Annotated in this window: 18 protein-coding genes; all 18 read left to right on the top strand. The window is 62.6% G+C overall.

Going from position 1 to position 16,993, the window contains the following annotated elements:
- Positions 1-59 precede the first annotated feature (59 nt).
- The 18 genes from lon (at position 60) to ispF (ending at position 16,944) form a co-directional block, all read left to right on the top strand.
- Positions 60-2,474, top strand: coding sequence for an endopeptidase La (lon, locus tag NE584_RS04035; RefSeq protein WP_256181878.1), 2,415 nt, complete (start codon positions 60-62; stop codon positions 2,472-2,474).
- Positions 2,475-2,488: 14 nt separating this feature from the next.
- Positions 2,489-3,076 carry a ribosome biogenesis GTP-binding protein YihA/YsxC gene (yihA, locus tag NE584_RS04030; RefSeq protein ID WP_256181877.1) on the top strand — a complete coding sequence of 196 codons (588 nt, stop codon included), beginning with the start codon at positions 2,489-2,491 and terminating at the stop codon, positions 3,074-3,076.
- 89 nt (positions 3,077-3,165) lie between these two features.
- Positions 3,166-3,978: an alpha/beta fold hydrolase gene (locus NE584_RS04025; protein WP_256181876.1), complete on the top strand. Its 813-nt coding sequence runs from the start codon at positions 3,166-3,168 to the stop codon at positions 3,976-3,978.
- Between the two features lie 247 nt (positions 3,979-4,225).
- Positions 4,226-4,912, top strand: a complete 687-nt coding sequence (locus tag NE584_RS04020; RefSeq protein ID WP_082203605.1) for a site-2 protease family protein — start codon at positions 4,226-4,228, stop codon at positions 4,910-4,912.
- 20 nt (positions 4,913-4,932) lie between these two features.
- Positions 4,933-5,739 carry a ScpA family protein gene (locus tag NE584_RS04015; RefSeq protein WP_050624855.1) on the top strand — a complete coding sequence of 269 codons (807 nt, stop codon included), beginning with the start codon at positions 4,933-4,935 and terminating at the stop codon, positions 5,737-5,739.
- Positions 5,740-5,757: 18 nt separating this feature from the next.
- Complete coding sequence (scpB, locus tag NE584_RS04010) at positions 5,758-6,393, top strand: SMC-Scp complex subunit ScpB (protein WP_108981200.1); 636 nt, start codon at positions 5,758-5,760, stop codon at positions 6,391-6,393.
- Complete coding sequence (locus NE584_RS04005) at positions 6,390-6,998, top strand: DUF2953 domain-containing protein (protein WP_108981201.1); 609 nt, start codon at positions 6,390-6,392, stop codon at positions 6,996-6,998. Before scpB ends, NE584_RS04005 begins: the two co-directional genes overlap by 4 nt.
- Before the next feature lie 2 nt (positions 6,999-7,000).
- Entirely contained in the window at positions 7,001-7,426 is a 426-nt protein-coding gene (gene ytfJ, locus NE584_RS04000) for a GerW family sporulation protein (protein WP_050624852.1), read from the top strand.
- A gap of 98 nt (positions 7,427-7,524) precedes the next feature.
- On the top strand, positions 7,525-8,625 hold the full coding sequence (locus tag NE584_RS03995) for a D-alanyl-D-alanine carboxypeptidase family protein (protein ID WP_256181870.1): 1,101 nt from the start codon (positions 7,525-7,527) through the stop codon (positions 8,623-8,625).
- Between the two features lie 22 nt (positions 8,626-8,647).
- Positions 8,648-9,361 carry a pseudouridine synthase gene (locus tag NE584_RS03990; RefSeq protein WP_050624851.1) on the top strand — a complete coding sequence of 238 codons (714 nt, stop codon included), beginning with the start codon at positions 8,648-8,650 and terminating at the stop codon, positions 9,359-9,361.
- A 149-nt stretch (positions 9,362-9,510) separates the two neighbouring features.
- Positions 9,511-10,374 carry a MurR/RpiR family transcriptional regulator gene (locus NE584_RS03985; protein ID WP_050624850.1) on the top strand — a complete coding sequence of 288 codons (864 nt, stop codon included), beginning with the start codon at positions 9,511-9,513 and terminating at the stop codon, positions 10,372-10,374.
- Between the two features lie 3 nt (positions 10,375-10,377).
- On the top strand, positions 10,378-11,643 hold the full coding sequence (locus NE584_RS03980) for an aminoacetone oxidase family FAD-binding enzyme (protein ID WP_256181868.1): 1,266 nt from the start codon (positions 10,378-10,380) through the stop codon (positions 11,641-11,643).
- A gap of 52 nt (positions 11,644-11,695) precedes the next feature.
- Positions 11,696-12,373 carry a (d)CMP kinase gene (gene cmk, locus NE584_RS03975; protein ID WP_108981203.1) on the top strand — a complete coding sequence of 226 codons (678 nt, stop codon included), beginning with the start codon at positions 11,696-11,698 and terminating at the stop codon, positions 12,371-12,373.
- On the top strand, positions 12,370-12,969 hold the full coding sequence (locus NE584_RS03970; protein ID WP_050624847.1) for a 1-acyl-sn-glycerol-3-phosphate acyltransferase: 600 nt from the start codon (positions 12,370-12,372) through the stop codon (positions 12,967-12,969). The genes cmk and NE584_RS03970 overlap by 4 nt, the downstream gene beginning before the upstream one ends.
- Positions 12,966-14,912 carry a bifunctional 4-hydroxy-3-methylbut-2-enyl diphosphate reductase/30S ribosomal protein S1 gene (locus NE584_RS03965; protein WP_050624846.1) on the top strand — a complete coding sequence of 649 codons (1,947 nt, stop codon included), beginning with the start codon at positions 12,966-12,968 and terminating at the stop codon, positions 14,910-14,912. Before NE584_RS03970 ends, NE584_RS03965 begins: the two co-directional genes overlap by 4 nt.
- Before the next feature lie 273 nt (positions 14,913-15,185).
- Positions 15,186-15,662 (top strand): CarD family transcriptional regulator, encoded by a 477-nt coding sequence (locus NE584_RS03960; RefSeq protein WP_050624845.1) that lies wholly within the window; start codon positions 15,186-15,188, stop codon positions 15,660-15,662.
- Between the two features lie 70 nt (positions 15,663-15,732).
- Complete coding sequence (gene ispD, locus NE584_RS03955; RefSeq protein WP_256181865.1) at positions 15,733-16,467, top strand: 2-C-methyl-D-erythritol 4-phosphate cytidylyltransferase; 735 nt, start codon at positions 15,733-15,735, stop codon at positions 16,465-16,467.
- Positions 16,468-16,944, top strand: a complete 477-nt coding sequence (ispF, locus tag NE584_RS03950; protein ID WP_050624844.1) for a 2-C-methyl-D-erythritol 2,4-cyclodiphosphate synthase — start codon at positions 16,468-16,470, stop codon at positions 16,942-16,944.
- Positions 16,945-16,993 lie beyond the last annotated feature (49 nt).

Below are 16,993 nucleotides of genomic sequence, written 5' to 3'. Positions count from 1 at the left end.
CCTATCCTGTGCGGGCCTCCCGGGACTTGCTTTTTATTCCCAGAGAGGAAGTGACGAACATGGACCATGATCCTGTTGCCAGCATCCAGACTCTCCCGGCCATCGCGCTGCGGGGGCTGACTGTGTTTCCCAATGTACTGATCCACTTCGACGTGGGCCGCGCGGCCTCCATCAAGGCGATGGAGGCCGCCATGGCTGCCGGAGAGCCGGTGTTCCTGGTGGGCCAGAAGGACATGACGGTGGAGCGCCCCGAACGGGATGACCTGTACACAGTGGGCACCCTGTCCAACGTGCGGCAGATCCTCCGCATGCCCGGGGACAACGTGCGTGTGATGGTGGAGGGCATCTCCCGGGCCCGCCTGAGGGACGTGACCCAGAGGGAGCCCTATTTGATGGCGGAGATAGAAGCCATCCCGGAGGAGAAGGCGGGCAGGGCCTCGGCCAAGACCGAGGCCCTGATGCGCAGCACCTATGAGATGTTCCAAAATTACACGGAGCTGGCCCCCAAGATCTCCCCGGACCTGCTCATCAATGTGCTGGCCAGCGACGACCCAGGCTATATCGCGGACTATATCGCCCAGAACATCGCCATGCGCAACAGTGACAAGCAGGCCATCCTGGAGGAGCTCCGGCCGGTGCGCCGCCTGGAGCGTATGTACCGCCTGCTGTGCCGGGAGGTGGAGGTGCTCTCCCTTGACATGGAGATCCAGAGCCGGGCCCGGGAGCAGATGTCGGAGAACCAGCGGGACTACTATCTCCGGGAGCAGATGAAGGCCATCCAGGCCGAGCTGGGTGAGAGCGAGAACGGAGACAGCGAGACGGCGGACTATCGGAAAAAGATTGCTGAGGCCCAGCTGCCGGAGCCGGTGCGGGAGAAGCTGGAGAAGGAACTCAACCGCCTGTCCAAGCAGCCCTTCGGCTCCTCAGAGGCCACCGTGATCCGCAACTATCTGGATGTATGCCTGGAGTTGCCCTGGGGCAAAAAGACCCGGGAGCGGGTCAGCGTGGAGGCTGCCCGCAAGGTGCTGGACAAGGACCACTATGGGCTGGAGAAGGTGAAGGAGCGCATCCTGGAGTTCCTGGCCGTCAAGCAGCTGGCCCCTGAGCTGAAGGGGCAGGTGATCTGCCTGGTGGGCCCGCCCGGTGTGGGAAAGACCTCCATTGCCATGTCCATGGCCCGGGCCATGAATCGTAAGCTGGCCCGCATCTCTCTGGGCGGCATCAGCGACGAGGCGGAGATCCGGGGCCACCGCAAGACCTATGTGGGGGCCATGCCGGGCCGTATCATCAACGCCATCAGCCAGTCTGGGAGCAGCAACCCCCTGCTCCTGCTGGACGAGATCGACAAGCTGGGCTATGACCACCGGGGTGACCCGGCCTCGGCCCTGCTGGAGGTGCTGGACGGAGAGCAGAACGCCTCCTTCCGGGACCACTTCCTGGAGGTGCCCTTCGACCTGTCCGATGTGCTGTTCGTGACCACCGCCAATACCACGGAGACCATCCCACGGCCCCTGCTGGACCGGATGGAGGTCATCGAGCTGAACAGCTATACCGACGAGGAGAAACTTCAGATCGCTAAGCGCCACCTACTGCCCAAGGAGCTCAAGCGCCACGGGCTGGCCCGGACCCAGCTGAAGGTGTCTGATGGCGCCATCCGGGAGATGGTGGCCTCTTACACCCGGGAGTCGGGAGTGCGGGTGCTGGAGCGCAAGATGGCCACCCTGTGCCGAAAGGCCGCCATGAAGCTGGTGGAGGGAGCATGCAAGTCTGTTTCCATTACAGAGCGGGACCTGGAGGAATATTTGGGAGCGCCCCGCTTCCACCCGGAGCGGGAGGCACTCGCCCAGCGGGTGGGCGTAGTTAATGGCCTGGCCTGGACCTCTGTGGGCGGTGAGCTGCTGGAGGTGGAGGTCAACGTGGTCCCCGGCAGCGGCAAGGTGGAGCTCACCGGCAACTTGGGCGACGTGATGAAGGAGTCGGCCCACGCAGCCCTCAGCTTTATCCGCAGCCGGGCCTCTCAGCTGGGCATTGACGGAGATTTCTACAAGAACAGGGACATCCATGTCCACTTCCCCGAAGGGGCGGTCCCAAAGGACGGCCCTTCCGCGGGCATCGCCATCACCACGGCTATGGTGTCCGCTTTGACAGATACACCGGTAAAGCCGGGACTGGCCATGACCGGCGAAGTAACGCTGAGAGGCCGGGTGCTGGCCATCGGCGGACTGCGGGAAAAAACTATGGCGGCCCTGCGCAACGGCATCAAGACCGTGATCGTTCCGGCGGAGAACGAGAAGGACCTGGAGGAGATCGACCAGACGGTCCGCGCCGCCCTCCATTTTATCCTTGTGGAGCAGGTGGACCAGGTGCTGGCCGCAGCGCTGTCTCTGTCCGGCACCGCCTGTGAGCGGGACACCGAGCAGGGGGGACCCTTCCCTGCAGGAAAGGGCAGGACGTCCATCGGCCTGAAGCAGTAAGAGGGGGAGAGACCATGGCCATCAACTTCCAACAGGCGGAGTTCATCCGCTCCGCCACCGCCCCCAAGGATTTTCCCAGAGACGGGCTCCCCCAGGTGGCTTTTGCCGGACGCTCCAATGTGGGGAAGTCCTCGGTTATTAACCGGCTGCTGGGGCGCAAAAACTTTGCCCGGGTGGGGGCGGCCCCGGGCAAGACCGTCCATATCAACTACTTTCTGATCGATAAGACCTTTTATCTGGTGGATCTGCCCGGCTATGGCTACGCCAAGGTCTCCAAGGCAGAGCGGGACCGGTGGGGCCGCCTGATGGAGGACTACTTCGCGGACCGGGAGCTGATGACCTTCGGCGCCATGATCGTGGACGCCCGTCACAAGCCCACCGCCGATGACTGCACCATGGCCCAGTGGTACCGGGACGCCGGCTGCCCTTTTGTGGTTGTGGCCAACAAGCTGGATAAGCTGAAAAAAAGAGAGATCGAGTCCAATCTTCTGACAATTCGAGAGGCGCTGGAGTTGGATGAGTCTGTAAAGTTAATTCCCTTTTCCGCTGAGAAGGGCGAAGGAAAACAGGAGCTTCTGGATTTGATCCTATCGAAATTGTGAGGAAGCACGGCCCCTCTGCGCCCATGCGGGCACGGAGGGGCCGTGTGCGTGTTCCCGCTGCGGCGGGGAGAAAAGGGAGGGAAACGGAGATGTTGGAGCGGAGCTATCAGACGAGACAGGGGACCATCCGATACTGGGTGAGCGCGCCCGGCCCTCGCGGGACCGCGCTGGTCTTTCTGCCGGGCCTGACGGCGGATCACCGGCTGTTCCAGATGCAGTTCTCCTTTTTTGCATCCCGCCGGCCCCTGCTGGTGTGGGACACACCGGGCCACGGGGCCTCCCGCCCATTTGCCCTGGATTTCTCCCTGATGGAACAGGCAGAGTGGCTCCACGGGATCTTGGTTCGGGAGAGGATGGGAGGGCCTGTATTGATCGGTCAGTCCATGGGAGGGTATCTGGCGCAGTGCTTTATGGAGCGATTCCCCGGACAGGCCCGGGGATTTATCTCCATTGATTCCGCCCCGCTTCAACGGAGGTATGTCACGGCGGCAGAGCTCTGGGCACTGCGGCGCTGCGAGCTGCTCTACCGCTGTTACCCCTGGAGCATACTGCGGAAAGCCGGAGCCAGAGGGTGCGCGGAGACAGCCCAGGGGCAGACGCTGATGAAGGAGATGATGGACTGTTACAGCAAAAGGGAATTCAGCGCCCTGGCGGGGCACGGGTTTCGGGCTCTGGCGGAGGCGATGGCGGCTGATCTGCCGTACAAAGTGGACTGTCCCGCCCTTCTGCTGTGCGGGGAACGGGACCGGGCGGGCCTGACGAGACGGTATAACCGCCGCTGGTCGGAAGAGACCGGCATCCCCCTGGTGTGGCTCCAGAGCGCGGGGCACAACTCCAACACGGACGTGCCGGATCAGGTCAACTCCATCATCCAGGGCTTCCTCAGGGAACATGGACTTTGAAACGTGTCGGCGGGGACCTGGCCCGGTGGGGAGGCAGAGGCCGCCCTTCTACGGCAGATCCCAGTCATCCTCAAAAGGAAAAATCTTACCCTCCGGCTTTCTGTAAATTTCCGAAGTTCTCTCTACGCAGCATTTTTTGAAAAAGAGCTGCCTGATTCGCCGTCTTGTATTTTCTTTGAGAATCTGGTATGATAAACAAGTATTTATTTGTCCATGGGTGCCCCATGGACAGGGAAGGGAGGCCGCCATGGGGTCGCTGAATGGTTTTCTGGAGCATATGGACTGGTTTCAACTGTTTCTGCTGCTGATCGGTGCGGTGGCCTGCCTGTTCTGCATCACCTTCCACGAGCTGGCCCACGGGTTCGCGGCCTACCAGCTGGGGGACCCCACCGCCAAGGTGAACGGCCGTCTGACGCTGAACCCGATCTCTCATATCGACTGGATCGGCCTGATGCTGCTGCTCACTGTGCGGGTGGGCTGGGCCAAGCCGGTGCCAGTGGATATGCGGAACTTCCGCCACCCAAAGCGGGACATGGCTATCACCGCCCTGGCCGGCCCTGCGGCCAACTTCCTTCTGGCCACGGCTGCCCTGGGGGTGGCCTCCCTGATCTATCACTTCGCGCCTCAGGGGACGGTGGCGGCCTATGCCATCTATTTCTTCCTGTATATGGCGGTGCTCAGTGTAGGGCTGGGGATCTTTAACCTGGTCCCTATCCCACCGCTGGACGGTTCCAAGATCCTGTTCGCCCTGCTGCCCGACCGGATCTACTACCAATACCTGCGCTATGAGCGGTTTTTTATCCTGGCTGTGGTGCTGCTGGCCTGGATGGGGGTGTTCAGCGTGCCCCTGAGCTTCTGCATGGAGGGCATCGTCCGCGGCCTGTGCGCGGTGACCGCCTTCCCGTTCCAGCTGGCGCAGTACTATTTCTTCTGAGAGGCATTGGGGGGAACGCTTTGGACAGTCCGATCTACCACCTGGAAGGGGTGGTCAAGGCCAAAACAGAGGACATGGAGGACTTTGTCGGCCCCCTGGACCTGATCCTTCACCTGCTGAGCAAAAACAAGATGGAGATCAAGGACATTCAGATCTCTCTGATTCTGGACCAGTATCTGGCCTGGATGGCCGCCCGCAAGGAGATGGACCTGGAGGTAGCCAGCGAGTTTGTCACCATGGCCTCCCAGCTGGTCTATATCAAGACGAGGATGCTCCTCTCCATCCACGACGAGGAGGCCCTGAGCGAGATGGAGCAGCTCATTGCCAGCCTGGAGGAGCACCAGCGCAATGAGAACTATCTGAAGATCAAGGAGATCACCCCCCTGCTGGACCGGCGGTACAGCTATGGGAGAGACTTCATCACCAAAGTGCCGGAGACCATTCAGCCGGACAGGACCTACCGCTATGTCCACGACAGGGAGGACCTGAAAAAGGCTATTCTGTCTGTCCTGTCCAGGGCGGACCACCAGTTGCCGCCCCCAGTGGCGGCTTTTCAAGGCATCGTGGGGCGGGAGCCATACCCCGTGTCGGAAAAGGCAGGGGAGATCATCCGCCGGCTGCTCCGGACCGGGGTCACCCGGTTCCGCGCCCTGTTCCAGGGCAACCGCAGCCGCTCCGAGGTGGTGGCCACCTTCCTGGCGGTACTGGAGCTGTGCAAGGCCCACCGCCTGCGGCTGGCCGGGACGGAGGAGGACTGTACCATCACCTCCACCCAGGGGGAGCAGGGGGACCATTTAGAGGTCACAGCGGATTCCTTTGAATTTTAACAGGATGGGAGAAGAGGCATGGAACTGAAGGAGCTGGAGGCCGCGCTGGAGGGGGTCCTGTTCGCCGCCGGGGAGCCGGTGGGGGTGGAGCGCCTGTGTCTGGGGCTGGAGGTGGATCGGGCCACCATGGACGCAGTGGCCCAGCGGCTGATGGACCGGTACAGCTATGAGCGGCGGGGTATCCGCTTGGTGCGGCTGGATACCAGCTACCAGCTGTGCTCTGCTCCGGAATTCGCTCCCTATATCCGCAAGACTTTGGAGAATCGGAAGCCGGCGCGGCTGTCCCAGCCTGCGCTGGAGGTGCTGGCGGTGATCGCCTACTACCAGCCGGTGACCCGGGCCTATGTGGACCAGATCCGGGGGGTGGACAGCGCCTATACGGTGGGACTGCTGCTGGAGCGGGAGCTCATTGAGGAGTGCGGTCGGCTGGCCGTTCCCGGGCGGCCCATCCTGTACCGCACAACGAAAAATTTCCTGCGCTCCTTTGGGCTGTCCAGCCTGGAAGAGCTGCCTGAGCTGCCGGATGCCTCCCAGGAGAGCGGACAGCTGACCCTGGAGCTGGAGGCGGCGGTAGCCCGTTTGAGGGCGGAGGAGAGTGGGCAGACTGTCCAAGAGGATGGGGCAGCTCACCCGGCCCAGGAGGAGACGGAATGAGGGGGTGGATCGTTCTGGCGGCGGTCCTGCTGCTGTTGTTCCTGCTGGGGCAGCTGCGGCTGGGCGCGGTGGGGGAGTATGGTCCCGGAGGCGCCGGAGCCTGGTTCCGGGCGGGGCCTGTCCGCATCCGCCTCTACCCAAGGAGGCGCTCAGGGCCTTCGAAAAAGGAGAAGGCGCCCAAGCCCGGGAAGGAGCACCCTGCGGGGGAGGCACGCGGCGGCGGACTTTTGGAGCTGATGAAGGAGCTGCTGCCCCTGGCCTTGGAGGCGGCGGGCTGTTTCCGCCGCAGGCTGCGGGTGGATCAGCTGGAGCTGAAGCTCACCATCGGCGCGGCGGACCCAGGAGACGCAGCTATCCGATATGGACAGGCCAACGCCCTGCTGGGAAGCATCTGGCAGCCCCTGACAGAGGCGTTCCATGTGGAGGAGGGCCGGGCTCGGGTAGAGGTGGACTTCACCGCGGCGGCCCCGGTGCTGACGGGGCAGGTGTCCCTGTCCCTGAAGCTGTATCAGCTCCTATGGCTGGGGCTGCACTTCGGCCTGCGGGCCCTGAGTACCTATGTGAACCATCGAAATCGGCATAAACAGCAGAGAGAGGCGGTTTGAATATGGAAAAACAGCATCCCATCAATGAAATGATGAGCACTACAATGGAGAAGATCCGCAGCATGATGGACGCCAACACCATCATTGGCGACCCCATCCAGACCGGGGAGGTCACCCTGATCCCGGTCTCCAGGCTGTCCTTTGGATTTGCCAGCGGCGGGAGCGACTTTGTGACCAAAAATCAGAAACCCGGGGCTGAGAACACCTTTGGCGGGGGCAGCGGCGCCAGCGCGAAGATGGAGCCGGTGGCCTTCCTCATCATCAAGGGGGACAGCGTCAAGCTGCTCCCGGTCGATCCACCTCCCGCCACCACGGTGGACCGGGTCATCGAGGTGGTGCCTGAGGTGGTGGAAAAGGTCACCGATTTCCTGGAAAAGCAGAAAAAAGCAGACGAGCCCCCGGAGGGAACGGACCACTTTGTGGTGTGACCGCACTGATCTGACAGAATTTGCCGGATCCGGCAGGGAGAGAAAACCGGCGGCCCGGAAAATACTAAGGTCACTTTGTTTGATGGAAGGTGACCATATTGAAACGACTGCTGGCGGCGGCGCTGGCCGCTGGATCTCTGCTCTGCCAGGTGCCCACTGCCCAGGCGGTGGGCACCTCCGCGTCCTCTGCCATCCTGATGGAGGCAGAGAGCGGCCGGGTGCTCTATGAACAAAACGCCCACGAGGAACGGCTCATCGCCAGTATCACCAAGCTGATGACCGCCCTGGTGGCGCTGGAGTCCGGCCACGACCTGGAGGAGACCGTCACAGTGGGGGAGGCCTGCACCCGGGCAGAGGGTTCCTCCCTCTATCTGCGCCCAGGGGAGGAGATCTCGCTGAAGGGGCTGCTCTACGGGGTGATGCTGCGCTCCGGGAACGACGCAGCGCTGGCAGTGGCGGAGCACTGCGGGGGCAGCGTGGAGGAGTTCGTTGGGCGGATGAATGAAAAGGCGGCCCAGTTGGGGATGGTGAACAGCCATTTCGCCAACCCCAACGGGTTGAACGCGGAGGGGCATTACTCCTCTGCCTACGACATGGCCCTGCTGGCCCGGGCCTGCCTGGAGAACGAGGCACTGGCGGAGATCGCCGCCACCAAGAGCGCCACTGTGGACGGCCGGGTGCTGACTAACCACAACAAGCTGCTGTGGCAGTACGAGGGCTGCATCGGCCTGAAAACGGGCTATACAGAAAAGGCGGGGCGGACCCTGGTGTCCGCGGCCCGGCGGGGCGGGATGACGCTGATCGCGGTGACCCTCAACGACCCGGATGACTGGCGGGACCATACCGCCCTGCTGGACTACGGATTTTCCACCTATGCCGCGGTGACGCTGACAGAGGAGGGAAAGGCCGTGGCACGGCGGCCCGTGTCCGGCAGCCTGGTCCCCTTTGTGGAGATCCAGGCGGCAGAGACGGTGCGGATCCCGGTGTGTGAAGAGGACAAAATCGACTGGGAACTCCAGTGGGACCAGGAGGCGCTGGAGGCTCCTCTCCGGGCCGGCGGCAGTGCGGGCCGGATGATCTGCCGGGTGAACGGCGAGGAGGCGGCCTGCGTGCCTCTGGTGTTCGCCCAGGATGTGGAACGTACGCTCCAGCCTCCTGGTGGAATCTGGACTCGGCTTATGGAGCTTTGGAACAGATAAAGAAAGAGAGGGGGGAGTCAGCATGGAGGAGCGCCTGCAAAAGCTGCTGTCAGCCTGCGGGCTGGCCTCCCGCCGAACGGTGGAGCAGTGGATCGAGGCGGGGCGGGTCACCGTCAATGGGACGAAGGCACGGCTGGGGGACAAGGCGGACCTGGACCGGGACCGCATCGAGGTGGATGGCCGGCCGGTCCGGCCCGGCGGAGACCGGCTGTATCTGATGCTGAACAAGCCTCGAGGGTATGTGACCACCCTGTCTGACGAGAAGGGGAGAAAGACGGTGGCGGAGCTGGTCTCCGGATGCGGACGGAGAGTGTGGCCGGTGGGGCGGCTGGACTTGGACTCCGAGGGGCTGCTCCTGCTGACCGACGACGGGGAACTGACCCAGAAGCTGCTCCACCCCAGTCATCAGGTGGAAAAAGAATATCTGGTGTGGGTCACTGGGGACGTGAGCCGGGGGCTGCCGGTGCTGTCCGGCCCCATGGATCTGGACGGCGTGCCGCTGTCCCCGGCCAAGGTGCGGCGGGGGAGGACCAGCGGAGGAGTGACCCAGCTATCCATCACCATCTGTCAGGGGAAAAACCGGCAGGTCCGGCGCATGTGCGGTCAGGCGGGTCTGAAGGTGCTGCGCCTGAAACGGGTCCGGGAGGGAGGGCTCTGCCTGGACCGGACCCTGGGGCCCGGAAAGTGGCGGAGACTGGAGCAGAGCGAGGTGGCCGCCCTGCTGCAAAAGCCCTGATTTTTTGCCCCGTACCGGATAGAACATAAATTTTTTGCAAGATAAAGTTTTTATCCTGCAAAAATGGCTTGCTTTTTTCCGGGAAACAAGGTATCATAAGGAGCTGAAACAGCTGGTTTCCTCAAAGAGAAAAGCAGGAGTTGACCGAGATGAATCGAGACATTTTGACTGTGATCCAGGAAAATATGAGCACCTTCTCCAAAGGGCAGAAGCGGATCGCCAACTATATCCTGGAATCTTATGACAAGGCGGCCTTTATGACCGCCAGCCGCCTGGGCAAGACCGTCAGCGTCAGCGAGTCCACCGTGGTCCGTTTTGCGGCGGAGCTGGGCTATGATGGCTATCCCAGCATGCAGCGTTCCCTGCAAAAAATGATCCGGAACCGCCTGACCTCCGTCCAGCGCATCGAGGTTTCCAATGACCGGATCGGAGATCAGGATCTGCTCTCCAGCGTCCTCCAGTCGGACATCGAAAAGATCCGCCTCACCCTGGAGGAGGTGGATCGCCAGAGCTTTGACCGCGCGGTGGACGCCATCGTCTCCGCACGGAAGATCTACATCATGGGTGTGCGGTCCTCCGCCTCCTTGGCCACCTTCCTCAGCTTCTATTTCAATCTGATTTTCGACAATGTGATCTCTGTGGCGGCCAACACCGCCAGCGAGGTCTTTGAGACCATGCTCCGGGTGGGGGCGGAGGACGTGGTCATCGGCGTGAGCTTTCCGCGGTACTCCAGCCGCACCGTCCAGGCCATGAACTTCGCCCGGGACCGGGGCGCCACCACCATTGCCATCACGGACAGCGAGGCCTCGCCCCTGGCCCCCATCTCCAACTACACACTGAAGGCCCGCAGCGATATGGCCTCCTTCGTGGACTCCCTGGTGGCCCCACTCAGCCTGGTCAACGCCCTGCTGGTGGCGGTGAGCCGGAAGAAAAATGACGACCTGGCCCATACCTTCCAGACCCTGGAGGACATCTGGGATGAGTACGGGGTCTATGAGAAGGTGCAGGACTGACCGATGGCCGATGAACTGATCGTGGTCGGCGGCGGGGCCGCCGGCATGATGGCCGCCATTTCCGCTGCGGAGACGGGAGCGGCCGTCCGGCTGCTGGAGCGCAACCCCAAGGTAGGGCGCAAGCTGTACATCACCGGCAAGGGCCGGTGCAACGTGACCAACCACTGTCCGCCGGAGGAGGTGCTGGCCAGCACGCCCCGGAACGGCCGGTTCCTCTACGGGGCCGTGACCCGTACGCCGCCGGCGTGGGTGGAGGACTTTTTCACCGGCCTGGGGGTCCCGCTGAAGGTAGAGCGGGGCAACCGGGTCTTTCCGGTGTCGGACCGGGCGGCGGATGTCATCGACGCCCTGTTTTTTCATATGAAAAAGCTGAATATCCCGGTGACGCAGGCCCGGGCCTCCCAGATCTGTCTGGAGGAGGGACGGGTGTCCGGGGTGGAGACCGATTGCGGCTTCTTTCCCTGCCGGGCTGCGGTCCTGGCCACTGGCGGCTGCTCCTATCCGGCCACCGGCTCTACCGGCGACGGATATGAGATGGCCCGGGCCTTGGGCCATACTGTGGTCTCGCCCGTTCCATCCCTGGTCCCCTTGGAGGCAGAGGAGGACTTCTGCGGAAAAATGCAGGGCCTGGCGCTGAAAAATGTGTCCCTCCGGGTCAAGAACCAGAAGGGGAAGGTGGTCTATCAGGAGCAAGGGGAGCTGCTGTTCACCCATTTTGGCCTCTCCGGTCCCCTGGTGCTCAGCGCCAGCGCCCATATGCGGGACTTTGCCAGGGAGCAGTACACCTGTGTCATCGACCTGAAGCCGGCTCTGGAGGAACAGAAGTTGGACGCCCGGCTGGTCCGGGAGCTCTCGGAGCAGGCCAACCGGGACTTTCAGAACGTCCTGGGCAGTTTAGTGCCCAGGCTGATGGTGCCCACCGTCATCGCCCTCACCGGCATCCCCGGGGACCGAAAGGCCCACGACATGACCAAGGGGGAGCGCCGCCGCCTGCTGGAGGTCCTGAAGGGCCTTGTGATCCATATCCGGGGTCCCCGGCCCGTTGCGGAGGCCATCATCACCTCCGGCGGGGTGAAGGTGGGGGAGATCGACCCCAAGACCATGGGGTCGAAAAAGGTGCCCGGCCTGTTCTTCGCCGGGGAGCTGATCGACGTGGATGCCTATACAGGGGGCTTCAACCTCCAGATCGCCTGGGCCACCGGCCGGGCGGCAGGGGAAAGCGCCGCCCGGACCTGCCTGGGGCAGGACCTGGGGGGAGCAGGGGCCTGAGTACCGTCGGACCGGAGCGGAGAATCAATCAAATTTTGGAGCGAAATAAGAAATGCAGGAAAAAAGCGTTGCCATCGACGGCCCCGCCGGGGCCGGAAAGAGCACCCTGGCCCGGGCCCTGGCCCGGGAGCTGGGGTATTTGTATGTAGACACGGGGGCCATCTACCGCACGGTGGCCCTGCGGGCCTGGGAGGCAGGGGCGGACCCATCCGACCCGGAGCAGATCGCCCCTCTGCTGAAGGGGCTGGACCTGCGCATGGATTATGGGGCAGATGGTGTACAGCGGATGTACTTGTCTGGACGTGACGTGACAGAGGCTATCCGGGTCCACCAGATCTCCGGACTGGCCTCCCAGGTGGCTGCCCTGCCCCCGGTGCGGGACTTCCTGCTGGACTTTCAGCGCCGTCAGGCCATGGAGCACGACGTGGTCATGGACGGCCGGGACATCGGGACGGTGGTGCTCCCTCACGCCGGGGCAAAGGTCTTCCTTACCGCCGCGCCGGAGGCCCGGGCCCGCCGCCGCCTGCTGGAACTGAAGCAGCGGGGACAGGAGACGGAGCTGGAGACCGTTCTCCGGGACATCGTCCAGCGGGATGAACAGGACCGGAACCGGGCGGTGGCCCCTCTCCGTCAGGCGGAGGACGCTGTGCTGTTGGATACCACGGAGCTGGGACTGGAGGAGAGCCTGAAGGCCCTGATCTCCCTGGTGAAAGGGAGGCTGGCTCAATGAGTACAGAACAGTTCTACCGATTCCTCTATCTCGTCGTCTGGCCCTTTTTCAATCTGTTCCATCCGGTACGCACCGTGGGGCGGGAGCACATCCCAGAGGGGGCGGCGGTGATCTGCCCCAACCATACCGCCCTCAGCGACCCGTTTTTTGTGGCTTTCGCCTTTCAGAAAAAGAACCCTCTGCGGGTGATGGCCAAGATCCAGCTGATGCGGGTGCCCGTGATCGGCTGGCTGCTGGGCAAGGCGGGCATCTTCGGAGTGGACCGGGGCCATGCGGACATGCACGCGGCCAAGACGGCTCTGCGCTGCCTGAAAGAGGGGCACAAGCTGCTCATCTTCCCCGAGGGGACCCGCGTGGAGGAGGGGGAGAACGTGGACGCCAAGGCGGGAGCGGCCATGTTTGCCACCCGGACGGGGGTGCCCATCGTCCCCATGTACATCCCGGCGCAGAAGCACTGGTTCCGCCCTACCACTGTGGTGATCGGCGAGCCTTACTATCCCCAGATCCAGGGGCGGCGGGCCACGGCGGAGGAAAATCAGGAGATCGCCCGTGAGATCATGCGGCGCATCCACGCACTGGGGGGACTTCCCCAGTGAAGATAAGGATCGCAAATTCGGCCGGCTTCTGCTACGGCGTGCGCCGGGCGGTGGAGCTGGCGGAGGGGGCCGCCCGGTCCGGCGAGCCCTGTGTGATGCTGGGTCCCATCATCCACAACCAGGACATGATGGACCATCTGGCCCGCCATGGCCTGCGGGCGGTGGTCAGGCCGGAGGAGGTCCCGGAGGGGAGCGAGGTCATCATCCGCTCCCATGGGGAGAGCCGCGCTGTCCACGAGGGCCTGCATGCCCGGGGCGTCCGCATCCTGGACGCCACCTGTCCCAATGTTACCCGTATCCATCAGATCGTGGCCCGGGCTGAGGAGCAGGGGAGGCAGCCCATCATCATCGGAACCCGGGACCACCCGGAGGTGCTGGCCATTGCGGGCTGGTGTTGCCGCCCGGTGGTCCTGTCTGGAGCGGAGGAGCTGGAAAACTGGCTGGCGGAGGACCCGTCCCGACGCCAAATGCCACTCACTTTTGTGTCCCAGACCACGGCCATCCGCAGGGTTTGGGATTCCTGCGTGAAAAAAGCAAAAAAAGAGTGTACAAACGCAGAATTTTTTGATACAATATGTGGAGCGACATCAAAACGCCAGGAAGAGGCCGTCCAGCTGGCCGCCCAGTGCGGCGCGATGGTGGTCATCGGCGACCGCCAGAGCTCCAATACCAGGAAGCTGGCGGAGCTCTGCCGGGAAGTCTGTCCATCTGTCCAGCTGATCGAGCGGGCAGATGACCTGGAGTTGTCTCCTCTGCGGGGGACAGAGACTGTCGGTATCACTGCGGGCGCATCCACGCCTGCGTGGATAATAAAGGAGGTCTGTGACAAAATGAGCGACGAAATCATGGAGATCGAGGAATCCTTCGCTGACATGCTGGAGAGATCGATCAAAACTTTGAATACGGGGGATAAGGTAACTGGCGTTATCACTGGGATCACGCCGACTGAGATCTATGTGGATCTGGGCACCAAGCACGCCGGCTACATTCCCGTATCCGAGCTGACTGATGACCCCACCGCAAAGGTGGAAGATCTGGTCAAGGTAGGGGACGAGATCGAGACCTTTGTGGTCCGCGTCAACGACCAGGAGGGTGTTGTCACCCTGTCCAAGAAGCGCCTTGACGTGGTCAAGGGCTGGGAGGACGTGGAGGCCGCCCAGGAAGAGCAGACTGTCATGGAGGGCGTCGTCACCGAGGACAACAAGGGCGGCGTTGTGGTGTCCGTAAAGGGCGTGCGGGTCTTCGTTCCCGCCTCCCAGACCGGCCTGCCCCGGGAGACTCCCATGTCCGAGCTGCTGAAGAAGAAGGTTCGCCTGGTCATCACCGAGGTGAACCGTGCCCGTCACCGCGTGGTGGGCTCCATCGCCAAGGTGCAGCGCGCCGAGCGCGCCGCCGCCGCAGAGAAGGTCTGGGCCGAGATCGAGGACGGCAAGCACTACACTGGCGTGGTGAAGTCCCTGACTTCCTACGGCGCTTTCGTGGACATCGGCGGCGTGGACGGCATGGTCCACATCTCCGAGCTGTCTTGGAGCCGCATCAAGCACCCCTCCGAGGTGGTCTCGGTGGGCGACACCGTGGATGTGTATGTGATCTCCGCCGACAAGGAGAAGAAGAAGATCTCCCTGGGCATGAAGGACCACAGCCAGGACCCCTGGACCGTGTTCACTTCTCAGTACCAGGTGGGCGACGTAGCCAATGTCCGCGTCGTTAAGCTGATGACCTTCGGCGCCTTTGCCGAGATCGTCCCCGGTGTGGACGGCCTGATCCACATTTCTCAGATCGCTGACCACCGCATCGAGAAGCCCGGCGACGTGCTGGCTGAGGGAGAAAAGGTGGACGTGAAGATCACCGACATCGACATGGAGAACAAGAAGGTCTCCCTGTCCATTCGTGCACTGCTGGAAGAGCCCGAGGCTGAGGAGGACGCTCCTGCCGAGGAGTGATCCCGCCCTAATCCTATTTTACCATGAAAAACAGCTCCCTCTGCCACGGCAGAGGGAGCTGTTTTTCTGATCCGGTCCTGTAGGGCACTGCTCCAGGTCCCTGACTGGTGGGAGGCCATATGGACCAGAAAGCCGCTCATCCGGGGGATAAAAAGTAGCCGAATGGAGGCGTTATGGTGGATTTTTCATAAAATTTACTTGCAAGAGAGGGAATAGATTGGTATAATAAGACTGGAAAATCAGAAATTCTGGTCTATTTTGGAGGTGAGACTGTTGTTTCAGGTAGGGGATAAGATCGTCCATCCCATGCACGGAGCAGGTATCGTAGAGAGTATCGTCCAAAAGAAGGTAAACGGTGTAATGCGGGATTACTATGTGTTGAAGCTCCCGGTGCGTGCGATGGTGGTCATGATCCCCACAGACAACAGTGAAGAGATTGGAGTGCGCCCCATCGTGGACCGGGAGCAGGCCGACCAGGTGCTGGCGGCCATCCCCGGCATAGAGGTGGACATGACCCAGAACTGGAACCGACGGTACCGGGAAAATCTGGAGCGCCTGAAGAGCGGGAACCTGCTGGAGGTGGCCCGGGTGGTGAAGGGGCTGATGCTCCGGGAGCTGGAACGGGGGCTTTCCACTGGGGAGCGGAAGATGCTCCACTCGGCTAAGGAGATCCTGATCTCAGAGATCGTACTGTCCCAGAGCTGTACCTATGAGGATGTGGAAGCGCGCATAAATACGGCGCTGAACTAATATGCTGGGAGAGAAGCGCGGGCAAAAAGGGACCGGATGGTCCCTTTTTTCAGGCAGGAAGGTGAACCGATTGGCAGGAATTTGGAAACGATTGGCCCAGAGAAAGGGCAGAGGGGTGCCCATCTGCTCGGTGGTGATCCCAGCGGCAGGGTCCTCCTCCCGGATGGAGGGGATCGACAAGATCCTGGAGCCCCTGGGGGAACTCCCGGTGCTGGTGCGCACCCTTCAGGTGTTCCAGAGCTGCGATCTGGTCCATGAGGTGATCGTGGTCACCCGGGAGGATCTGATCGTCCCCGTGAGCCAGCTGTGCAGGGATTTTATGCTGGATAAGGTGACCAAGGTGATGGTAGGAGGCGCCGAGCGGGTTCTCTCCGTCCGGATCGGGGTGCAGGAGGCCCGCCGGGACGCGGCGCTGATCGCCATCCATGACGGGGCGCGGCCGCTGCTGAGCCGGGAGGTGCTGGAGGAAGTGCTGAAAAAGGCTGCGGTTACCGGGGCGGCGGCGCCGGCCATTCCCATGGTGGATACCATCAAGCGGGCAGAGCGGGGCGTTGTGGTGGAGACGATGGACCGCTCCAGCCTGTGGGCGGTCCAGACGCCCCAGGTCTTTGAGGCGTCCCTGATCCGGGCGGCCCTTGAAAAGGCGGTGGCGGATGGGGAGACTCTCACAGATGACTGCGCCGCTGTGGAGCGGATCGGGATGAAGGTCTCCCTCACTCGGGGAGACAGGGAGAACATCAAGCTGACCACCCCCTTCGACCTGATGGTGGGGGAGGCGATCATCCGGCAGAGGGAGGGATATTGAGTGACACGGATCGGACAGGGATACGATGTGCACCGCCTGGCAGAGGGCCGGAAGCTGATCCTGGGGGGAGTGGAGATCCCCTATGAGCGGGGGCTCCTGGGCCATTCGGACGCGGACGTCCTCACCCACGCAGTGATGGACGCCCTGTTGGGCGCGGCGGCACTGGGAGACATCGGTTGCCACTTTCCGGACAGCGACCCGGCCTACGCCGGAGCGGACAGTCTAGCCCTGCTGGACCAGGTGATGCAGCTGCTCCATGCGGAGGGATGGCAGGTAGAAAATGTGGATGCCACAATCCTGGCCCAGCGGCCTAAATTAGCGCCCTATCTGGGTGGTATGGCGGATCATCTGGCCGCTCATATGGGAGTGGAGCTGGGACAGGTGAATGTCAAAGCGACCACAGAGGAGGGGCTTGGCTTCACTGGAAGTGGAGAGGGGATGGCTGCCCATGCGGTCTGCCTGCTGACAAAAGAATAACGGAAAATGGAGCGGGGGGGGGGGGGGGGGGGGCGGGGGGGCGGGCGGG

It is taken from the genome of Clostridium sp. DFI.5.61 (assembly GCF_024462915.1).
Lineage (GTDB): Bacteria > Bacillota > Clostridia > Oscillospirales > Oscillospiraceae > Lawsonibacter > Lawsonibacter asaccharolyticus.
This window is presented reverse-complemented; position numbering and strand designations above follow the sequence as displayed.